Origin of the sequence: Leptothoe sp. EHU-05/26/07-4, assembly GCF_043421015.1 — a bacterium.
GTDB classification, from domain to species: Bacteria; Cyanobacteriota; Cyanobacteriia; order Phormidesmidales; family Phormidesmidaceae; genus Leptothoe; species Leptothoe turfae.
Map to the genome: position 1 here is coordinate 22285 of NZ_JAXSQV010000001.1, position 19929 is coordinate 42213.

Here is a 19929-nt window from a genome sequence, read left to right on the forward strand (position 1 = left end):
CAATCCCCCACTGTTTGATTAACTGTCCTTAAGTTTCTGCGCTGCTGCAACCAGTTTTTCGAGCGTCTCCTCGAAATTATCTGGACGGATGTTTTTAGCCTCAATATTCGTTTTCTTGCCGTCAACCTCCAGGGTGAACTCAATGGGCTTTCCTGGTAGTCGTTCATAGGCATCCTGACAAACCTGTTTAATCCCCTCAATGGTGATTTCTGCTGTAAGGACACTCCATAACCATTTAGCTCCCATGCCCCCATCGGGAACATCTGGGTCAGCTATCCGCTTAACGTCCTCCACCTCGTCTAGTGCCCGTAGCTCCTGAAATAATGTTTGGGTCAATACCTCTTGCTGTTCCTCGGGCATATCGCTATCAGCATCACGCCAGTCAATCACCAGCAAAATCGTATCAGTCATGGGGGGAGATATCATTGCCACCGCTGTATTCTAGCCAAACTAAAGGTATCTACTCAGATTTGTAGCATTGCCTTAATAGAGCAGCTATCCCCTCGCTATACTAGACCCAAACCAAGTTGCAATTTCTATGGTTACCAACCCCATACGCTGGACAGTTCGAGACCTCGACGTCATGCCCGACGACGGTGGTTGGAAACGTTATGAAATCATCAATGGAGAACTACTTGTGACCCGCGCTCCCCATATTCGTCATCAAAGCGCAGCGGGTAAAATACAGGTCCGATTAGAAGTCTGGTCAGAAGAAACTGGTTTGGGTAGCGCTTTCCAAACACCAGGTGTAATCTTTTCCCCTAACGATGCAGTCATTCCAGATGTGGTGTGGATCAGCAAAGAACGTTTAGTCAATGGTATTGACGAAGCTGGTCATCTAGTGATCACTCCAGAGCTGATGGTAGAAATTTTGTCCCCTGGCGAGCGCAATGAACAACGTGACAAAGAGTTTAAACTGAAGCTTTACTCACTGTATGGAGTGCAAGAATACTGGATTGTAAACTGGCAACTCCAGACGATGGAAGTTTATCGCCGCAGTGATGCCCAGCTGGAGTTAGTTGGGACTTTATTGTCGAAAGATAGTTTGCAATCGCCGATTTTGCCTGGTTTTTTGATGCCCATGGAAAGAGTTTTTGTGTGATGTCGGAGATGTAGTGCCGCTGACTTCGGCTTTGCTCAGCCAGCTAGGTTCATTACGACTGAGTAAAACCGAATTGAAAGAACTAAAAGTTGCTCAAGAGAAGTGAGCGAAGTCGAACCCCAACTCTAATCCTCGCCAAAATCAATCGCCTCAATCATCTCTGGCGGCGGCTGCCAGCGATACTTGCTAAGGTTGATCTTGTTGCCCTCAAACTCAATCCCTTCTTCCTCCAGTAATATCCGCTGTAGGTCGTCTGAGCCATCGCGAAAGGCAGATGTGGAAATCTCTCCCTTTGCATTGATGACCCGCTGCCATGGGATTTCATCTTCAGGCGCTACCTTATAAAGTGCATAGCCGACTACCCGAGGTTTGCCCATAAGCCCTGCTAGCTCGGCTACCTGACCGTAGGTGGCGACTTTGCCTGCGGGAATTTGGCGCACCACTGCATAGATGAGATCGTAACTATTAGCCATAACGTTACCCTCGCTTTGGTAACGTGCATGTAGCCCCATCAGCACCGGAAGTTGTATCAAAACAGTGGGGACAGGCTAGTAAAACCAGCGATCGGGCAGCAACCGGGACGTTCTGGGTATGATCATATGTGGGGCCATCATCTACAAATCCGGTGGGATTTTTGGTGTCTAGGATAACCCGCCATTCTTTGCGATCGACTGATGGTGGTAGGGAGAACTCTTGAAACTCAGGATAGGCATTGAAAAAGACAAGAAAACTATCATCAATAATGCGCTGACCTTGCTTATCGGTGGTGAGAATTTCTTCTCCATTGAGAAAGATGCTGATGGCTTTGGAGCTACCATCGTGCCAGTCTTCCTCACTGATAATGCTGCCGTCAGGATTGAACCAGCCGATATCAATGACGCCGGAGCCATGGATCTCGCGACCCAGGAACCATTGACGACGACAGAAGATAGGGTGCTGTTTTCGAAATGCAATCAGGCGTTGGGTAAAGTTTAGTAGCTCTTTGTTTTGGTGACGTAGATTCCAGTCAAACCAGGCGATCTCATTATCCTGGCAGTAGGTGTTGTTGTTGCCACGCTGGGTACGGCCCATCTCGTCACCCCCCAATATCATGGGTACTCCCTGGGAGAGAAAGAGCGTTGTGAGAAGATTCCGCTGCTGTTGCGATCGCAACGCCAAAATTTCCTCATTTTGAGTTTCACCTTCAACACCACAGTTCCAGGACCGGTTATAGCTCTCACCATCCCGATTACCTTCACCGTTAGACTCATTATGTTTTTCGTTGTAGCTCACCAGGTCTCGCAGGGTGAAGCCATCGTGGGCGGTAATAAAGTTGACGCTAGCATGGGGGAGTTTCCCATTCGCTTGATAGAGATCAGAACTGCCCGTAAACCGAAACGCAAACTCTCCCAGGCGACAATGATGGTCTCGCCAGAAGTCTCGCATGGTATCACGATATTTGCCGTTCCACTCAGACCAGAGTAATGGGAAATTACCGACCTGGTAACCGCCCTCACCCAGGTCCCAGGGTTCTGCAATCAGCTTTGTGGTGGACAACACCGGATCCTGGTGGATGATGTCAAAAAAGGCCGCGAGGCTATCGACTTCATACAGTTCGCGCGCCAGGGCTGACGCTAAGTCAAACCGAAAGCCATCTACGTGCATTTCCTGCACCCAGTAGCGCAAACTGTCCATGATCAGTTTGAGTACCTGGGGATGGCGGACATTGAGAGAGTTGCCGCAGCCGGTAAAGTCCATATAGTGGCGAGGACTGCGCTCAACTAATCGATAGTAAGCTTCATTGTCGATACCCCGCAGAGACAGCGTTGGGCCAAAGTGATTGCCCTCGCCCGTGTGGTTATAGACCACATCTAAAATCACTTCAATGCCTGCCTGATGGAGGGCTTTGACCATTGCCTTAAACTCATTGACCTGGTCACCCGCATCCCCACCGGCACTATAGCTTGCAAAGGGAGCAAAGTAGTTAATGGAATCATAGCCCCAGTAGTTGTGGAGCCCCACAGTGACAAGGTGACTAGGGTGGGCATTGTAGTGATGGATTGGTAGGAGCTCTACCGCAGTAACCCCTAATGTTTTCAGGTGCTCAATGGCGGCAGGGTGACCTAACCCTGCATAGGTACCCTGTAGGTCTGGTGGAATGTTTGGATGCTGACGCGTAAACCCTTTGACATGCACTTCGTAGATAACTGTTTCATGCCAGGGTGTCTCAGGATGGCGATCATCCCCCCAATCAAAACTTTGATCCACCACAATACCCTTGGGCACGCATTGCACATCATCCAGCGTGGATTTCTCTAAGTCGCGATCGCTATTGGCAAAGTGCTCCATCGGATAACCAAAAATAGCGGGGCTAAATTCCATATCGCCGCTAATGGCCAGAGCATAGGGATCAAGCAGTAATTTATCAGCATTAAACCGTTTACCCTGTTTAGGTTTATAGGGACCATATACCCGATACCCGTAGCGCTGACCGGGGCCGACGTCTGGTAAATATCCATGCCATACGTGGTTTGTTACCTCTGGTAACCTTAGCCGACGCTCGTTTCCATTAGCATCAAAGAGGCACAGCTCGATTGCTGAGGCATTTTCTGAGAAAACTGCAAAATTTGTTCCCTGACCGTCCCAGGTAGCTCCCAGGGGATGAGAACGACCGGGCCATAGTATTGCCGACATGGTGGATCACGCCAAAACTGTCTTATATAGTAAGCCCCCTGCGTTTTTCACCGCTACCTTAAACGCATAAGTCTTGACTTGAGAACATGATTCTGGCCCGATTATGTGGGGATGGCGGAGTAATTTTGCACGTAAGGAATGAAGGCGTAAGTTCCTATAGACCGCTTTGATGAGCTTTCCAGGAGAGACTCATTCATCAATTCCTAAAAATCTTCTCTTAAATGAATGCCCATGCCTTATTAAACTTTGAGCAATAAATTTTCTGGGTAAGCTATCTACAGGATGTGGCTAAATGATCAGGGGTGCCTGCGATTGAGTTGACGCCCAAATTGGTTAAGTCACTGGCTTATCTGGTTCTGATTGATTTGATTATGTCATTGAAATTGCTAAGCTTAGACTCATTTCAGGTGTAGACCGACACCTGGCACTACTCTGTAAATCCTGGATACAATGGGGAAACCACCAGGATTTTTTGTTCTTTTGTGACAAAAATCACATGGTACTTAAGGATTGATCACTCAATTTTTTTGGGAAATCGGGCCACAATATGTGAATTGATCTATACAAGAGTCGTGAAAATCGCTAAGTCAATGCCCAAAACTTGCACTAAACCGCTGAAACAACAGCCGTTTCAAACCTATCGTGATCCAAAAACTGGGCGTTGGTATGTGGTGCGGAAGCCGGTTTCTGTGAAATAAACGGAATCGGGGGCAATTTGGGTGCGACAATGACGGGGCAAATCGTTGCTAAGCCCCTCTATGCGTCAACCCTATCCTCCTATCGAGCCTCATCGCACCGGTCAGTTATCTGTCTCTTCAGTCCATACCCTTTATTTTGAAGAAGTCGGAAATCCACAGGGGAAACCGGTCGTGTTTTTGCACGGTGGACCAGGCGGCGGCACGGTTCCTATCTATCGACAGTTTTTTGACCCTGAACGTTGGCGCATAGTTCTGTTTGATCAGCGGGGCTGTGGTCAGAGTACACCCCACGCTGAGCTTACGGAGAATACCACCTGGGATTTAGTGGATGATATTGAAAGATTGCGATCGCATCTCGCCATCGATCAATGGACGGTCTTTGGTGGCAGTTGGGGCAGCACCCTGGCGTTGGCCTATGCTCAGCGCTATCCGCAGCAATGTGCAGGGCTAATTTTGCGGGGTATTTTTATGCTGCGCCCCCAGGAAATCCGATGGTTTTACCAGGAGGGAGCAAGTTATATTTTCCCTGATGCCTGGGAGCACTACCTTGCTCCCATTCCTGGAGAGGAGCGCCATGATCTGGTGGCAGCCTACTACAAACGTTTAACCAGCCCTAATCCTGACATTCGACAGCAGGCTGCCCGTGCCTGGGCTATTTGGGAAGCAAGTACCAGTTATTTAATTCAGAACCCCCAAGTTATTGAACGGTTTGGCAATGATGAATTTGCCGATGCCTTTGCCCGCATTGAGTGCCACTACTTTATCAATGGGGGCTTTTTCAACCCACCTGATCAGCTGCTGCAAAACGTCGCTAAAATTCGCCATATTCCAGCGGTGCTCGTACAAGGCCGTTATGACGTCGTTTGTCCCATGACGTCTGCTTGGGAGTTGCATCGTGCTTGGCCCGAAGCTGAATTAATCATTGTCCCGAATGCAGGCCATTCGGCTACAGAACCAGGCATTTTGAGTGCTTTGGTGGAGGCAACTGATAAATTTGTGCGGATGTAGAGATGTCTACACAACTGCTCATCCAAACAAGACTACAGCTACAGAAACCATTGTTATTACTAGGGCCAGACTAACAATGCGCTTGAATGCCATAGCCCGTCGATAGTGATTCAGGGTTGGTAATGGGTCATCTAAATAGCCGAAACGTTGATGAGTAGCCTCGCAGTGGTGAATCGTTTGATTGGCCCAAGGATCGACACTGTATAAGCAGGGTTTAAGCAAAGAGTCGAGTTCTCGATCTACCCACCCAGCTGCTTCTAGAAGCTGCCGGGCTCGGAAAAGGGTAGTTGGCGTAACAGTTGTAGCTTTAATTACATCGCTATTAACTATTGGATGATTTTTACTGCCTAACTGGTAAAAAGCAGCGCTAGGCAGAGGAAAAACTAAAATTCCGTTGATTTCCTCAGGAAACCATCCTTTACTTAATAAAAACTCTGCGACATCCAATTCTGTTTTCAGCGAGAGAACGGTCATTGACCATGGTGTGTAAGTGTTCTCACTGACGCTAACATAGGCTTATTTTGGGCTTCCATGCCTGTTCATTCGAATTACATAGGTTTCATCGAAGTGTCTGTAAAAACTGACGAGGCTTCATCGCCATTTCATAGCAATGGATTTCTGGAACTTCCCTCTACGCCAATTGTCGTAGGACTTTAGGTGCAATGGCATAGGTGAATTTTTCCCAGAAAATAATTTCGACATTGGAAAGTTTTTTAGGAAACAAGCAAAATTGGTGTGAAGGATTGGGTAATCGCCATGAATCGAACTGCTTAATTTTGTAACGGTAAGTACTGAATCAATTCTTTATTGACTATTCAAGCTTCCGTTATCACTCTGACTTTATTTCCTCTGAAGGATGGTTAGGCTACGGATAGCTTGGGATTAATAACGGCAGGGATAAGTTTAATTAATTATGGATAAGCAAAGTTGGTACGCACGGCAGCGAGCACGTTTAGCCTATCGACGTGGGTGTACGCTAGCACGACAGGACAATCATCAGAGTGCGATCGCAACCCTATCCAAAGCATTAAGTCATCATCCTGATGTGGCTGCGGTTTATATTACACGTGGCTTAAGTTATCGCGCGTTAGACCAGTTGGATAACGCCCAACAGGACTTTATTGCTGCAATTGAGTGTGCTGAGAATCCCGCAGTTGCTTATTTTGAATATGGTCAGCTTGCCTATGCTCAAGGCAATATGGCAAATGCTCTGAGCAATTGGCAACAGGCAATTGCGGTGAATCCTAACTATGCCCGAGCCCACTATCAGGTGGGCGTCATTCAAAGTCAGGTAGAGGACTTTGATGCGGCGCTTGTCAGTTTTAACCGAGCTTTAGAACTTAACCCTAATGCAGCAGAGGCATATCTAAGGCGTGGCAACGTACGCCAACAGCTGGGCGATATGGAGGGTGCGATCGCTGATTGGCAATTGGCGGTCCTGAATGATCCATCCTTAACTGAATTGGTTCCACCCCCTGCAAAACCAGATGGTTTAGCCCCGGTTAGAGATTTACTGCAGGATGCCTTACAGCCTGTCGAGGTTGATGTAAAACAACGGGGTAAAAACCTAGAAATCTTCCTCAAGCGACAGGTGGGTGAAGGTATTAGCTATTTTTCGCTACCCAATCAGATGCGTGACCTGTTGTTGCCCCTGGAACTCTCAGAAATCACTGAGTTTACCCTAATTGGCTATGTCGGTAAGGTCCGTGGACCTGAGTGGGAAAAAACATATGATCTCTATAAGGATCAGCCCTGCCCCCCCAGTCACTGGTCAACAGCTTTAGCTGCCCTCATTACGTTTCCACCCCTTGGAGTAACGGCGTTACTCTATGCCTGGCAAGTTAGACAATTCTACCGTCAGGGACAATATCCCGATGCTCGTCGAGCTTCCAAAGCCGTGAGACAGCTATCGTTGGTTGGGACTGGTGCGATGTGTTTGCTGGCGTCACTGCCCCTAGGATATACAGCGATCAAGGCCATTCAAAACGAACCTGCTCCACCTGTGAGAACAGCCCGAGCAATTGACTATGACGTTATTCAATAATAGATAACCCTCAATACTGTTCAATATCAGGGCCTGACTAAACGGCCTACAGCTGATGAAGCTCAAATGATTAGCGAGGCATGGCGACCCTGGCGGGCTGTAGCTGCGAGGCTGCTATGGCATTTTTACTTGGGTGAACGCAAGCAATCGTATCCTGAATATTATCCAAAACTAATTTTGAGATACATCCGGAATCCACAATTGTTAAGGTGTTGCTGACTATAGCTCTCCCAGAGAATGTAGCTCTAACAAGCATTTATGGTTTTAATGGTGGCTTTTTTCGTTAAAACCATAAAGTTACTCAAAGAGGGTAGACATTCTTGTATTACATATGTAGTATAAGAAGTAAGACAGAAAGGCAGTCAGGTCGAATTGCTTTGGGCAAGTGCACTAGAGGCACTTTTTAATTGTCACACCAGAGGTTTAGATACCATGAAAAACTCTATGGAAACCATAGTCGTGAAAAGATATTTACAATTATTTGGTCATGTATCCATGGCGCTGGTTGTGCGGTATCTAGAATCTAGTAACGTTCCCACGATTATGGGTGGCACTGTGGCCAAAGCGATTTCTGGCGCTGGTTTAGGGCGTTTTGTATTTAGCGAAATAGACCATAGCTTGATTGGCGATGATCTCAATCGACCAGAACTAACAAGATATAGACGAAGCGGGGGATGCAGGCGCTTAGCCATGTTACCTACCTAACTCCAAAACCAGTCAGGTTTTTGGCCCCCGCTTCCCGAACCCGGAAGCGGGGGTCATTGTTTGTGGACTTTTTTACGAATTTCAGAGCTGTAAGGGCTTAACCATGACATTACGACCATATAAGTACGTATTGCCTACGTATCGACCCATCGTACTTTTTTCCAGAAACTACTTACCCATGGTGCGAATTAACCTAAAGCGAGCAACAGTTCTTTTAGTAACAGGCCGGGCAGAACCTGTAGACCTACTGGGGAAAACCTGGCAGATGCGATCGCCCAGCCTGACCCTTGAGATTCCTGAGCACCTTCGTCTGCGGGCTGGGGATAGCGAGCACATTTGGAAAACACCACCGGTTAACCGTCGCGAAGTTCTGCGGCGTGATGGCCATAGTTGCCAATATTGCGGTAGTAAGCGACAGCTCACGCTGGACCATGTGGTACCGCGATCGCAAGGTGGTGCTCACACGTGGGATAACGTGGTTACCGCGTGCGCCCCCTGCAATTCTCGCAAGGGTGCCCGTACCCCTGATCTTGCCAATATGCCGCTCAAACAACGGCCTAAAGCGCCTATGCATCCAGTAGTTGCTTTTGCAGAGCAATTCTGGAAAGAACAAAAAAATTAACCCTGTGCCGCCGTCGGCATGTGACTGACCCAACCATCCATGGAGATTGTCAGCCGTGTTGAAGCTGAACTATACCGATTACGGCTTATTTCTTGAACAAGTAACTGCATCGTTGGATGCGGTTGCTACCCAACGAGTTATGTTAGCAGTTCATGTTGGTGAACCCTTACATCTAGAACCCAGTCGAGCTTCCTTTTTACTGCCTGTTAAATTGCCTGGTATTAATCAGCTTGAGTATCTACTACGGCAAAATGTAACAGATGTCATTGATCTAGCAAGTGTTGATGACGAGTTTGTTGAAGTAAGCCTTAAGGGAACCTGGATTGCAAATAGTGCTAACGCTGAATCTGGCACTTTTATAACTGCCCTTACACCTGAAAGTGAAATGCTTATCTACGAACTGTGGCGAGTAACCCACCGACAGACGGCATATTTCATGTAGTTGTTGCATGGAGACTTAAAAATAGTCTTTTGCTGTGAAAATCAGTAAAAGTTTGCCACGTTGAGTAACACTTTGAGTCTCCCCCTTTGGTAAAAGTCCTTTTGTAAGGCCCCTTGCCAAAGGGGCTAGTAGGGCTTGTTAATCACTAATGTAAGGTGAGATCCCTCCTACATCTCCTTCATAGAAGGGAGGCTTTGAGCTGGGCTAAATTTGCTCTGTGTTGGGCATATGGGCTGTGAAACAACGGCTTACAGCGCCAGAAAATAATCGAGAAATATCGCTATACCTTGGAATTTCAAAATTCTACATTTTCCAATTCCACAGATTTCATACATCTAGTTTGTCGATCGCATAACTGTAAAAATCTGCTTTCCCACCAGGAGCATTACCATGTATTTTGTCTCACCATTTTTTCTCGCTTGGAGCCGTAAGTCATTTAAATATTGGCGATTTCCTCGGCGACAACAACCATCCAATTTCAGTGCATCTAATGAGAGAGACTTGACGGTGTCTACTGATAAACATCATGTTGACGCCGTAAGTGAAGTGCAAAAAGTAAAACGGCTTTATTTCCTTGAGCGTGGCCCCTTTGTGTAAAATTCGAGAAGATTCCAATAAGATTTTTTGTTATCTTGTTGATTTTTACTGAAAATCCTTAAAGGCGCTCAAACCCTTTCTGTACATGGCTTCAAGAATCTTTCTAAAAATCTCTCGAAAACCCTTGACGTTGTGTAGTGTATTTTGTAGTATATAAATAACGCAGGAATGCTACGAATTTAAGTCTCAAAGATAAGTGCTTAACACGTCATCAAGACTCAAACCAGAACCTTGAAAACTAAATATTTCCCTTTCTGGGGGTGTAACTCAGTGGTCTAGAGTGCCTGTCTGTCGAACAGGACGTCGCGAGTTCAAATCTCGTCACCCCCGTCCTGGACTCCACTGCAGCGTAACCTAAGCGGTTAAGGTGCTCGCCTCATAAGCGAGAATATGTGGGTTCGACTCCCACCGCTGCAACCAGAAGCAGAGATGGTGTAACGGCTAGCACCTCGGTCTCCAAACCTGATGATCTGGGTATCCTTCGGGAAGCCTGTCGTCTACGAATTCTAGTCTCTGCGGTTTAGGGTGGCGTAGGCAAATTGGTAAAGCCCCACGACTTTCACTCGTGTGTTTGCGGGTTCGACTCCCGTCGCCACTGCCAAGGGTCGGCTCCTATGGGCGCAGGTAAAGGTCTGTAAAACCGGAGTTCTTTAACACTGTGGGTTCGACTCCCACCCGACCCTCTTTGGAGAGATCGTCATTGGTAAAGCAAACTGCCTGCTAAGCAGTCGTGGGATAGCAAATCTCACTATGGGTTCGACTCCCATTCTCTCCTCCAGAGAACGTGGTGCAATGGATAACACGTCGGTTTGCGGAACCGAAGATTGCAGATACCCTTCGGGAAGCCTTACGTCTACAAGTCCTGCCGTTCTCGTTGTTTTTCAAACTCATTGAAAAACATATATTGAATCCCCTGGTAGCTCAGTCAGGTAAGAGCGCTTGTCTGAAAAACAAGAGGTCATCCGTTCAAATCGGATCTGGGGGGCTTGCACTCAATCATGGGTGCTCAATGGGGTGTAGTTCAATTGGCAGAGCGCCTGGTTGTTACCCAGGAAGTTGGAGGTTCGACTCCTCTCGCCCCAGCCATTGATTGTCGGGTGTGGCTGATCCCCGATTAAGTCAAGTTAAATATATTCCGCTAGTGACGAGGTTAATGACAGAATATGCTTCAAATCAGCAGTAACTATTGCCGAGTGGACGAATTAGCAAGTCGCCTGACTCTGAATCAGGAGGTTGTAGGTGCAAATCCTACCTCGGCATCCAGTCCCCTGTGGTGTAACTGGCAACATCTCGCACTTTGACTGCGAAGATTCTAGGTTCAAACCCTAGCGGGGGAATTGGAGAGATTTGATCATGCTTGGGTCGATTTAATTTCTCCATTTCTTGCTCCTGTAGCCCAACTGGAAGAGGCGGCTGATTCAAAACCAGCTTACGTGTGGGTTCGACTCCCATCAGGAGTACCAAATCCTACCATCCCGACAATTTGCCCTTGTGATGCAACTGGTAGACATGCCGTGCTTAGAATGCGGTTGTTGTGGGTTCGACTCCCACCAAGGGTACCAAATCGGGATGTAATTCAGTGGTCAGAAGCCTTGTTTTGGGGACAAGGAGCCGCAGGTACTCTTCGAGAAGCCTGGCGTCTACAAATCCTGCCATCCCGACCATTTGCCCTTGTGACGGAACCGGTATACGTGCTGGCTTCAGAGACCAGATTTTGTGGGTTTGACTCCCACCAAGGGTACTGGGCGTTTGCCCAAATATGCTCTCGTGGCGGAACGGCATACGCACTAGACCGAGGATCTAGTTTTTGTGGGTTCGACTCCCACCGAGAGTACCAGGGTCGTTAGCCCAATGGTAGAGTGGCTGCCTTTTAAGCAGACAGATCAGAGTAACTCCTAGCGGAGACGCTTTGCGAACGAATCTCTGGCGGCCCACCAAATTTTGGATGGTGGACATTGCCCACCCTACATATGTTTTCTGGGTTGTTAGCTAAGTGGTACAGCAGCCGTCTCTTAAACGGAAGAGCGTAGGTTCGAATCCTACACAGCCCATGGACTTTTAAGTCCCTTGCCCCTGTGATGCAACTGGTAGATATGATCCGCTTAAAACGGATTTTTTGCAGGTTCGACTCCTGTCAGGGGTATGGCAGTAATGCCAATAGCAACAAACTTACAAAAGGAGGTGAATCCGATGAAGCTTGCAGAAGCCTTAATGCAACGGGCAGATTGTCAGAAGAGAATTGCTCAGCTGCGTCAGCGTTTGACCCGCAGTGCCAAGGTCCAGGAAGGTGAACAGCCTCCCGAGAACCCCCAAGAGCTGTTGTCAGAGGTGGATACTGTAATTACTGAACTTACCCGTTTGGTGCAGCGGATCAATCAGACTAATGCTAATACAGCATTTGCTGAGGGTTCTCTGTCAGATGCCCTGGCTCAGCGGGATACTCTATTCACTAAGCGAAGTGTTTTGGAAAACCTAATCCAAGCCGCCTCCATTACCCATGATCGGTACAGCCGTTCAGAGGTGAGATTTGTGAGTACAGTAGATATTGGTAGTCTACAGCGTCAGTTAGACGATATCTCACGGGATTATCGTTTACTAGATGCCCAGATTCAATCGCTGAACTGGCAGATTGACCTGTTAGGTGGTTAAAACAAATAGTCGGTAGCTAAATTCAACAGAAGCGAACACAACCCGCCAACTGGGTAAGTTGGAAACGTCGTATACCAAACGACCCTTGGATGCGCTGGGGCAGTGCAAATGGGTTCGATTCCCGTTTATAAATTACGCCCAGCATTGTGACAAGTGCACATCCTATTGTGACTGCTTACTACCTTGTGTTGATCGGTTGAATTTAGTGAGGGTGGGTTCGGGGACTATTGCTGGTGTAGTTCAATTGGCAGAGCAGCTGTTTTACCCACAGAAGGTTACGGGTTCGATTCCTATCGGGACTACCACTTGCTTCCATAGCCCAGCGGATTCAGAGCAGCGCCCTTCGAAGGCGATGGTCCTAGGTACTTTTCGAGAAGGTAAAGCCTACAAATCCTAGTAGAGGTGCTTGTTATTAACCAGTAAGGAGGTTGTTTTTATTGAAGTTTATGTTATTTAGAAATTACCCTGAAGAGACATTCTATGGAACGTCTCTTCAGGAGGCCAGAATCATAATGCGTGCCCTCACGGTTAGAGTCTACATACTTTAAGTACGAGAGTAACGGCAATACCAAAACAGTGTGCGTTTGCAAACAGGGATCGCGAAGAATCTGAAAGGTCGGCTTTAAAGTAGCCATCCTCTAAGGAGTGTGTAAAAACTCATCACAAGATTCTGCAACAGGGCAGGCACAAGGCACTGCCTCTACAAGGATTTCCTGAATGAAGGTGGAGGTTTTTATGACGATTTATTTTTATAGCAATCGCGAAGAACCTTACGGGTGTTTCTCAAATTTTTCGAGACATGGTGTGTTGTTAGATGGTCGATGGTGGCCGACAACAGAACATTACTTCCAGGCTCAGAAATTCATAGAAACCGATCCAAGCTGGGCCGACAAAATTGGCAATGCGAAAGCACCCAAGGATGCGGCTGTGATGGGTCGAAACCGAAGCCATCCCCTTCGTCCTGATTGGGAACAGGTCAAAGATGACATTATGCATCGAGCCGTGCTCACTAAATTTCGCACACATGCTGATATCCAAGCTATTTTGCTAGGGACTGACAATGAGACATTGGTTGAAAATGCTCCTGGAGATTACTATTTGGGATGTGGAAAAGATGGCAACGGTCTGAACAAATTAGGTCAAATTTTAGAAGTTGTGAGGTCAACAATTCGAGCAACAGCTTAGCAAGGGAGTGTCGCCTAGAGGATGGGCATCGATCTTCTAAATCGATCTGTGTAGGTTCAAATCCTACCACTCCTGCCACTGCAAACAATGGGCCTGTAGCTTAACTGGAAAAGCATCTGCCTTGCAAGCAGAAAGATGTCGGTACTCTAGCGAGAAGGCTTACGCCTACAATTCCGACCAGTGTCCACCAAATAATCTCTTCGAATTTATTATGTTGGCCGAATCCGAAGTGGACGAGGAGCTGGTCTGTGAAACCAGTGTTAGCGGGTTCAAGCCCCGTCGGTCAACCCAAGGGGAGGTAGCCTAAATTGGACAAGGCAGCCGTAAAAACGTTGGAAGACGGTTCCCATCAGGACGACCAGGTTTACCAAAGTAGGGTTCATAGTTGCATCGCGACGTTTCCCGAAAACCGTAAACGGATAACAGGTTGCAGAAGCACTAAAAGGAATTCATTGTCCGAGATGGGGGAAGTTCCCATCTGCCTGCGGGTAGTAAGGAAGCGCGTTCCCTGAAAGTTATCGTTGGTCGATGCGGGTTCGAGTCCCGTCCTCTCCATTAGTTGTTATCGTTGGAGGCCGAAATGGCCCATATTCGGTTGAAAGTCTTACCTGGCATGGGTGTAATAAAAAATGCCCGGAAAGCATAGCCTTACATAAGATTGTTATTGAGTTTGCATTATGAGCGAACATCGACTGAGTGAAATTGTGATTGAGCGTCCCCGAGGTGGGATGCGTATTAGTTCTAAAAAACTCAAAGGATATCGCAAAGAGCTGGAGCAGATTACGCGGGTAGCAACCGAAGATGGGTTGCTGAGCCCATATCTGATTAAGCCACGACGGAAATCGAAGTGGTTATCGGATCATCTAGGACCGTTGCGTAAGTTGTTGCAATCGCAAGTGGGTCAACCCTGGGACCAGGTGTATAGTCGTCTCTGTCGTGATCTTAATCCTCGTACCATGGCTGGTCAGCATGTGATTGATCACCTTTGGGATTTTGTAGAACAGCATGTGGAAATTATTGATGGTCTACCGTATGCCAACAATAATCGTTGGTCCTGGCGTGGCGAACGGCCTTCTTTAGCAGACAGCTATGGAAAAAATTCTATGTGCACCCTGAAACTAGATTGCTGTGTGTGGCTCCCCTGACGTGCCGTAGGTGGGAACCTACCCCCCCTAAACGTGAGATTGAAATCAGTGCTTATGAGCAGTATCGTCAAATAGAGAATATCTGGTATCAGTGAGTATTTGCCTTTCGTAGACCCTAGCAAGGGTAATTAGCTTAGTTACACTCGTGACTCAACACTAGCCGACCATCATTCAGTTCATAGACGCCAGTGGGTTCTAGTACGGTGTTGCTCCGTTGCTCAACCACGTCCTGGACTTGCTCTGAGATCGCCCCATCACTGCCTCGCACCTCACCCGTCGGGAACCCCGCGACATCATCAGTCCCCGGTTGCTGCGGCAGCCCATCCGCCCCCGTGACGATAAAGGAGCCGTCGGTGCTGTCAGTGTGGACAATGCAACTGCCAGCAATCAGGGTGGTGGTGGTGACTAAATCGCCAGAAAGCTCGGTGAGGCTATTTTCAATGAAGCTGACATCGGGGAGAGAGATGGTGCCAGAGGCAATTCTTCCAGTGGCGTTGATATCGGAGCGATCGTTGCCGTCGAGGGCTTGCAGTTCTGCGAGACTGACCAGTTGCGGAGTGGGTTGGAAATTTTCGCCAAAGAAGGCCGGGGTATCCAGGAAAATATTGCCTCCGATACCGTCGGCAGAGAAGGCAAGAATATCGCTTTCATTGAGGGCGATGATGAACTCAGCCGTCAGGGTAATATTGCCGCCAGTCCCTGCGCCAGTATTGACGAAGGTGGTAATGTCGCTGTCGCCTTCTAGGAAAATGTTATCTGCAGCGGCTTCAATGCGTCCTCCCGATCCGGAACTTGCCACCGTAGAAATTGTTCCATTATTGGCTCGTAATTGATTTTGAAGGTTGAGAATGATACTCCCGGCATTACCTCTCCCTAAATTTTCAGTAGACAGTACTGCTCCATTTGATAGATCTAAGCTAACAGCAGTAATCTGCACATCTCCACCAGTACCAACGCCACTTTCTGTGATACGGCTAAAGGCTCCACTGGCATTGCCATTGACAGAACCCCCATCAAAGCGGACAACATCAGCAATCTCTAACGTCAACCTCCCTGCATTACCAATTCCTGAGTTGGAGACATTAAGCCGAGCACCATTAGTTACAGATAGAGAAGCAGCTCGGATATTAATTTTGCCGCCTCTTCCTGTTGACTCCTGCCCTGTTTCGGCAGCGATTTCAGTGACAATTTCCTCTATTCCGATACCATTTACTAGAATTGGCCCAGTTGCTGTGATTATAATATCTCCTGCATCACCGCTGCCCCCTGTCCCAACTGCAAGTTGAGCACCACTATTCATAGTAAGTGTGTCAATTTGGAACTCAATACTGCCGCTATCACCATCTGCTTCAGGTTGAGAGGTTGCAAAGATACCACTAACTGATGCTTTACTGCTTCCCTCTAAAAAATTTCCACCTTCAATTAGTACTTGCTCAGCATCAATAAAGATATCTCCACCCTGACCTGTTGAAAGAGTGTCTGCCAAAATTTGTGCGCCATCAGTTATCGACAAAAGTCTCGAATCAAAAATGATGCTACCACTATTACCTTCAGCAGCCGTAGCTACCAGTGCACTAGATGGTATGGTACCTACACCTGAAAAGGAGATGATATCCTCAGCAAGAATGATGATGTTACCTCCACTCCCTTTTCCTCTAAGATTGCCAGCAGACAGACTTGCACCATTCTCAGCCAAAAAAGAACCTGTATTGATTGCGATATTGCCAGCAGCCCCATCTCCAGAGGTATCAGCTAGAATCTCAACATCCGCACCACTTAAGATAATATCGTCTTCTACAGTAATAGAAATATTGCCAGAGGGTAATACAGGCGTGACACCCACACTATTAGTTGATAATCGAGTATTACCCTCTATCGATAAGTTTTGGGCAAAAATGACTAAATCACCATTAGTAGCATCCTCAGGCAGAGAGGCACTATCCAAGGTAGAGACAGATGTCACCAACATCTGATCAAAGCCTTGGATAGTGATATCTTCGATTGCTTGAATCTTGATGTCGCCGGCACTACCTAATCCTTGGTTGACAGCTGTAATTTCAGCACCATCAAAAAGCTCCAGGTTATTTCCAGCGATGAAAATGTTTCCTGTATCACCAGTACTGCCGGGGTTGACAGTGCTTTGAATCTTGCCAGTCGCTGAAAGAATAAAATCTCCATCAGTAGCAATGCTAATATTGCCAGCATTTCCATCAGCAAGGAAGTTTATTGAGTTGCTAATCGTACTGTTATTCGAGATATCTATTCTTTCTCTGCCTTTAATTAAAATATTGCCAGAGTTTCCAATAGAAAGAAAACCTACTGAGTTGAGAATTTCACTTCCATTGGTTATATCTACGTTTCTATCAGCATCAATCAGAATATCCCCCGCTTGATCAAAAGCCAATTCTAAAAAACCTATTCCAGAGGAAATTATACTCTGATTGCCTAAAAGAAAATTATCTGCAAAGATTTCAATTTCGCCTCCGCCAGTGCCTACTGTACTCAATTGAGAGTTATTGATCAGGGTGATATCACCTCTAGAAATATCCTTAGGAAAAGTCATACGGAGAGAACCACCTTCAAAAATCACTGGCACTGCCCCAACGGATTGAATACTACCGATTCCTATATAGCCGCTAGGTGCATTTAGTTGTCCTCCATTAATCAGAATCTCGCCACCTACTAGCATTAGCGATTCTCTGGGGGGAACTTGCAAGTTTGCTCCGGCAACTTCGATTCCTTCTGACTGTACTAGTTCACTAAACCAAAAAACTGAGGGGTCAACCATCAGCAAATTGTCTGATGTAGGATCGATTGCACTAAAGCGCCCCTCCACACCCAATTGGATATAATCTGCGGTAGTGATTGCTAATGAACCTTGGATATCTAAGGTGGCATTTGGACCAAACACAAAGCCATTAGGATTCATGAGAAAGAGGTCTGCGGGACCATCTACTCCCAAGGTGCCAAAAATCAGCGATGGATCGCTGCCGGTAATACGGCTCAAGATGGATTCAATGCCTGCGGGAGTGGCGAAGTAGACACGCTGGGCTTCATTAACGTTGAACTCCAGGAAGCTGTGAAAGAGATTGCTACCTCGCAGCGCTCCCCCTTCAATCAGATCGGCAACGTCGCCTTGGACAATCGCTCCCGGCGTAACCGTTGAATTCTCAGATCCCAGCGTAGTATCTGGGGCGATCTGCGCCTGAGCGGCCACGGGTAGAGTGGCCGTTGCAACCAGTGCCAATACTATACCAACACTCAAAGATGGATGCCTGGAAAGTAGCGTCCAGCTTAAGCCAGCATAAGTAGCCATAGTAACGAAGGGGCTATGGGATTACTGCAAAATTACCACAGGTTCTGAACTTTGTACAAATATGTAGAGAGTGATGTACTAAGAAGCGGCAATAGGCGATAAAGAGCAAACGAAAACACACTCTGCCTATTGCCATGACTACTGCAGATTTTATCAACCCCCTTGTCCAATTTCGGGAGCAGCTTTAGCTTGTGCTCTGTCTTCAGCCTCGGTGACCGTGATCTCAAGCACCTCAATCTCTTCGTTCTCTCCAAAGTAACCCCGCCGGGGCAGCAGCTCACCACTAGGGATAAGGTTATTGATCTCCAGGTATTCCATCAATAAAAACCGGGTGAGAAAACTGAGTGGATAACCTATCTGCTCAGTGTGCCCCCGATAGATTGTGTCTAAGGGTGAAGGTAACCGGTTAGCGATCTCAGGCCCTAGCGGTTCAGCTGGATTAGGCACAGTCGCAGTCATAGCAAAACAAGACGTGTTAACAACAACATACCCAAAACCATTGTAAATCGCGTTAACGGACTGCTGAGACTTATTTGCAGAATTTACATGGATTCTGAACAAGGTGAACAAGGTCTCAGACTTTGTTGACAGAATTTGACTGCTCACCTCAGTCGCTGTTTTGTTGTCAAGAATCCGATCCAGATCGCCGCATTACCTTTGAGGTATTATCATCTTCCTTTGTCTGGGATATGTTACTCAAAGAGACAATTGATGCCAAAAAAGCTTTGCGAACATATGGTCGAAGGATCTACGCTGCAAAGAAACGTCAGTGTAGTAAGCGAGACCTGAAAAAAGTTCGTGACTTGCTCTCTTAGATAGAGAACCTGAGGGCTTAGTTATGAGTTTTGGATTGAGCATTGTGGGTCTTAAATTTAGCTTTATGCCATGCACCTTAACCGCACACCTAATACCCAATAACTAATAACTTCTAGCCCATGCTTTTATTGGCGACCACGTTATTTTGGGGCAGTGAAGAATCTATAGAAACTGTAGACAAGCAGCCATGGATAATGGAATGCTCAAACAGAGAGCTATCTGGATGTAATTCTATGGACCGTGAATCCCTACTAAAATTTCCTCGTTATGCGTTCTATGCAGTTTTAGTATGTGGTTTATTGTATATCCTGATTCCAATGGATCCCCCTGCACTGCAGGGTTCTATTCTTAAGATTGTTATCCAGCAGCTGACAATCCTGATAGTTATAGCTCTTTTTTTAGAGCGTGCCCTAGAGGTATACAAGCTTTCATATTTATCACCGGAGAAAGAGCGATTAGCTGTTCAGGTAGAGCAGATGCAGCTAGAGCTTCAGGGGCTATTGGCTCAGGCTGAGGCGAGTTTGAAGAGTGTAGTTATTGAAGCAACTCAGCTGCGCTTATTTAATGCAGAGGAAAAGCTTCGGGTTTATAGAACCTACATGCGCCAGAATCTTTTGCAAGTGGCTATTGTTTTTGGGGCGCTGATTAGTTTAGTGGGTGTGCGATCGCTAGAAAATGCATTCAACTTTCCAGTACCAGAGTCTGTGTTGGAGATCTTTCGCTTCTATTTGTTTCGAGTGTTGGATGTCATATTAACAGCCGGTTTAATTGCTGGAGGCAGTGAGGGCATCCATAACGTTATTAAAAAACTCGGTAGCCTTTTTCCGGACGTTCCGCAGAAAATTGTGGAATTTGTCCAGGCAATTAAGCAAGATCCCGTATAGCTTGGGATATCCGTTAGGAATTCACACCGGGGTCACTGTTAAA

At 47.0% G+C, this 19929-nt stretch carries 17 protein-coding genes and 20 tRNA genes; 31 read left to right on the forward strand and 6 right to left on the reverse strand.

Going from position 1 to position 19929, the window contains the following annotated elements; all coding sequences use genetic code 11:
* Positions 1 to 18 precede the first annotated feature (18 nt).
* Positions 19 to 411, reverse strand: a complete 393-nt coding sequence (locus tag U2F10_RS00100) for a hypothetical protein (protein WP_163699913.1) — start codon at positions 409 to 411, stop codon at positions 19 to 21.
* A gap of 127 nt (positions 412 to 538) precedes the next feature.
* Here U2F10_RS00100 and U2F10_RS00105 point away from each other — a divergent pair, with 127 nt between their 5' ends.
* Positions 539 to 1102 (forward strand): Uma2 family endonuclease, encoded by a 564-nt coding sequence (locus U2F10_RS00105; RefSeq protein ID WP_163671181.1) that lies wholly within the window; start codon positions 539 to 541, stop codon positions 1100 to 1102.
* Positions 1103 to 1227: 125 nt separating this feature from the next.
* On the opposite strand, the gene U2F10_RS00110 is transcribed toward U2F10_RS00105, so the two are convergent.
* Together U2F10_RS00110 and glgX are read right to left on the reverse strand one after the other, a co-directional pair.
* Entirely contained in the window at positions 1228 to 1575 is a 348-nt protein-coding gene (locus U2F10_RS00110) for an MGMT family protein (RefSeq protein WP_163671180.1), read from the reverse strand.
* A gap of 4 nt (positions 1576 to 1579) precedes the next feature.
* Positions 1580 to 3775: a glycogen debranching protein GlgX gene (gene glgX, locus U2F10_RS00115; RefSeq protein WP_499870103.1), complete on the reverse strand. Its 2196-nt coding sequence runs from the start codon at positions 3773 to 3775 to the stop codon at positions 1580 to 1582.
* 758 nt (positions 3776 to 4533) lie between these two features.
* On the opposite strand from glgX, the gene pip reads away from it, so the two are divergent.
* Positions 4534 to 5481: a prolyl aminopeptidase gene (gene pip / locus U2F10_RS00120; RefSeq protein WP_499870104.1), complete on the forward strand. Its 948-nt coding sequence runs from the start codon at positions 4534 to 4536 to the stop codon at positions 5479 to 5481.
* Positions 5482 to 5499: 18 nt separating this feature from the next.
* Here pip and U2F10_RS00125 read toward each other — a convergent pair whose 3' ends face one another.
* Entirely contained in the window at positions 5500 to 5955 is a 456-nt protein-coding gene (locus U2F10_RS00125) for a hypothetical protein (protein WP_163671177.1), read from the reverse strand.
* Positions 5956 to 6394: 439 nt separating this feature from the next.
* Between U2F10_RS00125 and U2F10_RS00130 the strand changes: the two genes are divergently transcribed.
* From U2F10_RS00130 to U2F10_RS00265, 28 genes are all read left to right on the forward strand, one after another.
* Positions 6395 to 7525 (forward strand): tetratricopeptide repeat protein, encoded by a 1131-nt coding sequence (locus tag U2F10_RS00130; RefSeq protein WP_499870105.1) that lies wholly within the window; start codon positions 6395 to 6397, stop codon positions 7523 to 7525.
* 432 nt (positions 7526 to 7957) lie between these two features.
* Entirely contained in the window at positions 7958 to 8230 is a 273-nt protein-coding gene (locus U2F10_RS00135; RefSeq protein WP_499870107.1) for a hypothetical protein, read from the forward strand.
* A gap of 103 nt (positions 8231 to 8333) precedes the next feature.
* Positions 8334 to 8852 carry an HNH endonuclease gene (locus U2F10_RS00140; protein ID WP_499870109.1) on the forward strand — a complete coding sequence of 173 codons (519 nt, stop codon included), beginning with the start codon at positions 8334 to 8336 and terminating at the stop codon, positions 8850 to 8852.
* A gap of 55 nt (positions 8853 to 8907) precedes the next feature.
* Positions 8908 to 9294, forward strand: a complete 387-nt coding sequence (locus U2F10_RS00145; protein WP_163671173.1) for an alr0857 family protein — start codon at positions 8908 to 8910, stop codon at positions 9292 to 9294.
* 390 nt (positions 9295 to 9684) lie between these two features.
* Complete coding sequence (locus U2F10_RS00150; protein ID WP_499870111.1) at positions 9685 to 9891, forward strand: hypothetical protein; 207 nt, start codon at positions 9685 to 9687, stop codon at positions 9889 to 9891.
* 256 nt (positions 9892 to 10147) lie between these two features.
* Positions 10148 to 10221: transfer RNA gene (locus tag U2F10_RS00155), tRNA-Asp, on the forward strand.
* Positions 10222 to 10234: 13 nt separating this feature from the next.
* A tRNA-Ile gene (locus U2F10_RS00160) sits at positions 10235 to 10311 on the forward strand.
* A 104-nt stretch (positions 10312 to 10415) separates the two neighbouring features.
* A tRNA-Glu gene (locus U2F10_RS00165) sits at positions 10416 to 10492 on the forward strand.
* An 86-nt stretch (positions 10493 to 10578) separates the two neighbouring features.
* Positions 10579 to 10669 (forward strand) — tRNA-Ser (locus tag U2F10_RS00170).
* Positions 10670 to 10801: 132 nt separating this feature from the next.
* Positions 10802 to 10876, forward strand: a tRNA-Phe gene (locus U2F10_RS00175).
* A gap of 25 nt (positions 10877 to 10901) precedes the next feature.
* Positions 10902 to 10977: transfer RNA gene (locus tag U2F10_RS00180), tRNA-Asn, on the forward strand.
* Between the two features lie 101 nt (positions 10978 to 11078).
* Positions 11079 to 11154, forward strand: a tRNA-Gln gene (locus U2F10_RS00185).
* Position 11155: 1 nt separating this feature from the next.
* A tRNA-Gln gene (locus tag U2F10_RS00190) sits at positions 11156 to 11228 on the forward strand.
* Positions 11229 to 11276: 48 nt separating this feature from the next.
* A tRNA-Leu gene (locus U2F10_RS00195) sits at positions 11277 to 11354 on the forward strand.
* 22 nt (positions 11355 to 11376) lie between these two features.
* Positions 11377 to 11453, forward strand: a tRNA-Leu gene (locus U2F10_RS00200).
* 3 nt (positions 11454 to 11456) lie between these two features.
* Positions 11457 to 11555, forward strand: a tRNA-Pro gene (locus tag U2F10_RS00205).
* Between the two features lie 3 nt (positions 11556 to 11558).
* Positions 11559 to 11632: transfer RNA gene (locus U2F10_RS00210), tRNA-Leu, on the forward strand.
* A gap of 20 nt (positions 11633 to 11652) precedes the next feature.
* Positions 11653 to 11728, forward strand: a tRNA-Leu gene (locus U2F10_RS00215).
* A tRNA-Lys gene (locus U2F10_RS00220) sits at positions 11729 to 11828 on the forward strand.
* Between the two features lie 42 nt (positions 11829 to 11870).
* Positions 11871 to 11942, forward strand: a tRNA-Lys gene (locus U2F10_RS00225).
* Positions 11943 to 11960: 18 nt separating this feature from the next.
* A tRNA-Leu gene (locus U2F10_RS00230) sits at positions 11961 to 12034 on the forward strand.
* A gap of 47 nt (positions 12035 to 12081) precedes the next feature.
* Entirely contained in the window at positions 12082 to 12540 is a 459-nt protein-coding gene (locus tag U2F10_RS00235) for a DIP1984 family protein (RefSeq protein WP_490794896.1), read from the forward strand.
* A 308-nt stretch (positions 12541 to 12848) separates the two neighbouring features.
* Positions 12849 to 12945: transfer RNA gene (locus tag U2F10_RS00240), tRNA-Arg, on the forward strand.
* A gap of 330 nt (positions 12946 to 13275) precedes the next feature.
* Positions 13276 to 13725, forward strand: a complete 450-nt coding sequence (gene ybiA, locus U2F10_RS00245) for a riboflavin biosynthesis intermediates N-glycosidase (RefSeq protein ID WP_499870112.1) — start codon at positions 13276 to 13278, stop codon at positions 13723 to 13725.
* Between the two features lie 3 nt (positions 13726 to 13728).
* Positions 13729 to 13803 (forward strand) — tRNA-Arg (locus U2F10_RS00250).
* Between the two features lie 11 nt (positions 13804 to 13814).
* A tRNA-Ala gene (locus tag U2F10_RS00255) sits at positions 13815 to 13915 on the forward strand.
* Positions 13916 to 13939: 24 nt separating this feature from the next.
* A tRNA-His gene (locus tag U2F10_RS00260) sits at positions 13940 to 14016 on the forward strand.
* Between the two features lie 386 nt (positions 14017 to 14402).
* Positions 14403 to 14870, forward strand: coding sequence for a hypothetical protein (locus U2F10_RS00265; RefSeq protein ID WP_499870114.1), 468 nt, complete (start codon positions 14403 to 14405; stop codon positions 14868 to 14870).
* 133 nt (positions 14871 to 15003) lie between these two features.
* Here U2F10_RS00265 and U2F10_RS00270 read toward each other — a convergent pair whose 3' ends face one another.
* Entirely contained in the window at positions 15004 to 18186 is a 3183-nt protein-coding gene (locus U2F10_RS00270) for a two-partner secretion domain-containing protein (protein ID WP_499870115.1), read from the reverse strand.
* Positions 18187 to 18339: 153 nt separating this feature from the next.
* Positions 18340 to 18645, reverse strand: a complete 306-nt coding sequence (locus U2F10_RS00275; protein ID WP_499870117.1) for a hypothetical protein — start codon at positions 18643 to 18645, stop codon at positions 18340 to 18342.
* A gap of 590 nt (positions 18646 to 19235) precedes the next feature.
* Between U2F10_RS00275 and U2F10_RS00280 the strand changes: the two genes are divergently transcribed.
* On the forward strand, positions 19236 to 19886 hold the full coding sequence (locus U2F10_RS00280; protein ID WP_163671168.1) for a hypothetical protein: 651 nt from the start codon (positions 19236 to 19238) through the stop codon (positions 19884 to 19886).
* The last annotated feature ends 43 nt before the right edge of the window (positions 19887 to 19929 follow it).

What these genes read in the sequence shown, in the direction of transcription:
- U2F10_RS00280 (WP_163671168.1), top strand. Translation starts at nt 19,236, where the DNA reads ATGGACCGTGAATCCCTACTAAAATTTCCTCGTTATGCGTTCTATGCA.
- U2F10_RS00275 (WP_499870117.1), bottom strand. Translation starts at nt 18,645, where the DNA reads ATGACTGCGACTGTGCCTAATCCAGCTGAACCGCTAGGGCCTGAGATC.
- ybiA (WP_499870112.1), top strand. Translation starts at nt 13,276, where the DNA reads ATGACGATTTATTTTTATAGCAATCGCGAAGAACCTTACGGGTGTTTC.
- U2F10_RS00235 (WP_490794896.1), top strand. Translation starts at nt 12,082, where the DNA reads ATGAAGCTTGCAGAAGCCTTAATGCAACGGGCAGATTGTCAGAAGAGA.
- U2F10_RS00100 (WP_163699913.1), bottom strand. Translation starts at nt 411, where the DNA reads ATGACTGATACGATTTTGCTGGTGATTGACTGGCGTGATGCTGATAGC.
- U2F10_RS00110 (WP_163671180.1), bottom strand. Translation starts at nt 1,575, where the DNA reads ATGGCTAATAGTTACGATCTCATCTATGCAGTGGTGCGCCAAATTCCC.
- U2F10_RS00140 (WP_499870109.1), top strand. Translation starts at nt 8,334, where the DNA reads ATGACATTACGACCATATAAGTACGTATTGCCTACGTATCGACCCATC.
- U2F10_RS00270 (WP_499870115.1), bottom strand. Translation starts at nt 18,186, where the DNA reads ATGGCTACTTATGCTGGCTTAAGCTGGACGCTACTTTCCAGGCATCCA.
- U2F10_RS00130 (WP_499870105.1), top strand. Translation starts at nt 6,395, where the DNA reads ATGGATAAGCAAAGTTGGTACGCACGGCAGCGAGCACGTTTAGCCTAT.
- glgX (WP_499870103.1), bottom strand. Translation starts at nt 3,775, where the DNA reads ATGTCGGCAATACTATGGCCCGGTCGTTCTCATCCCCTGGGAGCTACC.
- U2F10_RS00265 (WP_499870114.1), top strand. Translation starts at nt 14,403, where the DNA reads ATGAGCGAACATCGACTGAGTGAAATTGTGATTGAGCGTCCCCGAGGT.
- U2F10_RS00135 (WP_499870107.1), top strand. Translation starts at nt 7,958, where the DNA reads ATGAAAAACTCTATGGAAACCATAGTCGTGAAAAGATATTTACAATTA.
- pip (WP_499870104.1), top strand. Translation starts at nt 4,534, where the DNA reads ATGCGTCAACCCTATCCTCCTATCGAGCCTCATCGCACCGGTCAGTTA.
- U2F10_RS00125 (WP_163671177.1), bottom strand. Translation starts at nt 5,955, where the DNA reads ATGACCGTTCTCTCGCTGAAAACAGAATTGGATGTCGCAGAGTTTTTA.
- U2F10_RS00150 (WP_499870111.1), top strand. Translation starts at nt 9,685, where the DNA reads ATGTATTTTGTCTCACCATTTTTTCTCGCTTGGAGCCGTAAGTCATTT.
- U2F10_RS00105 (WP_163671181.1), top strand. Translation starts at nt 539, where the DNA reads ATGGTTACCAACCCCATACGCTGGACAGTTCGAGACCTCGACGTCATG.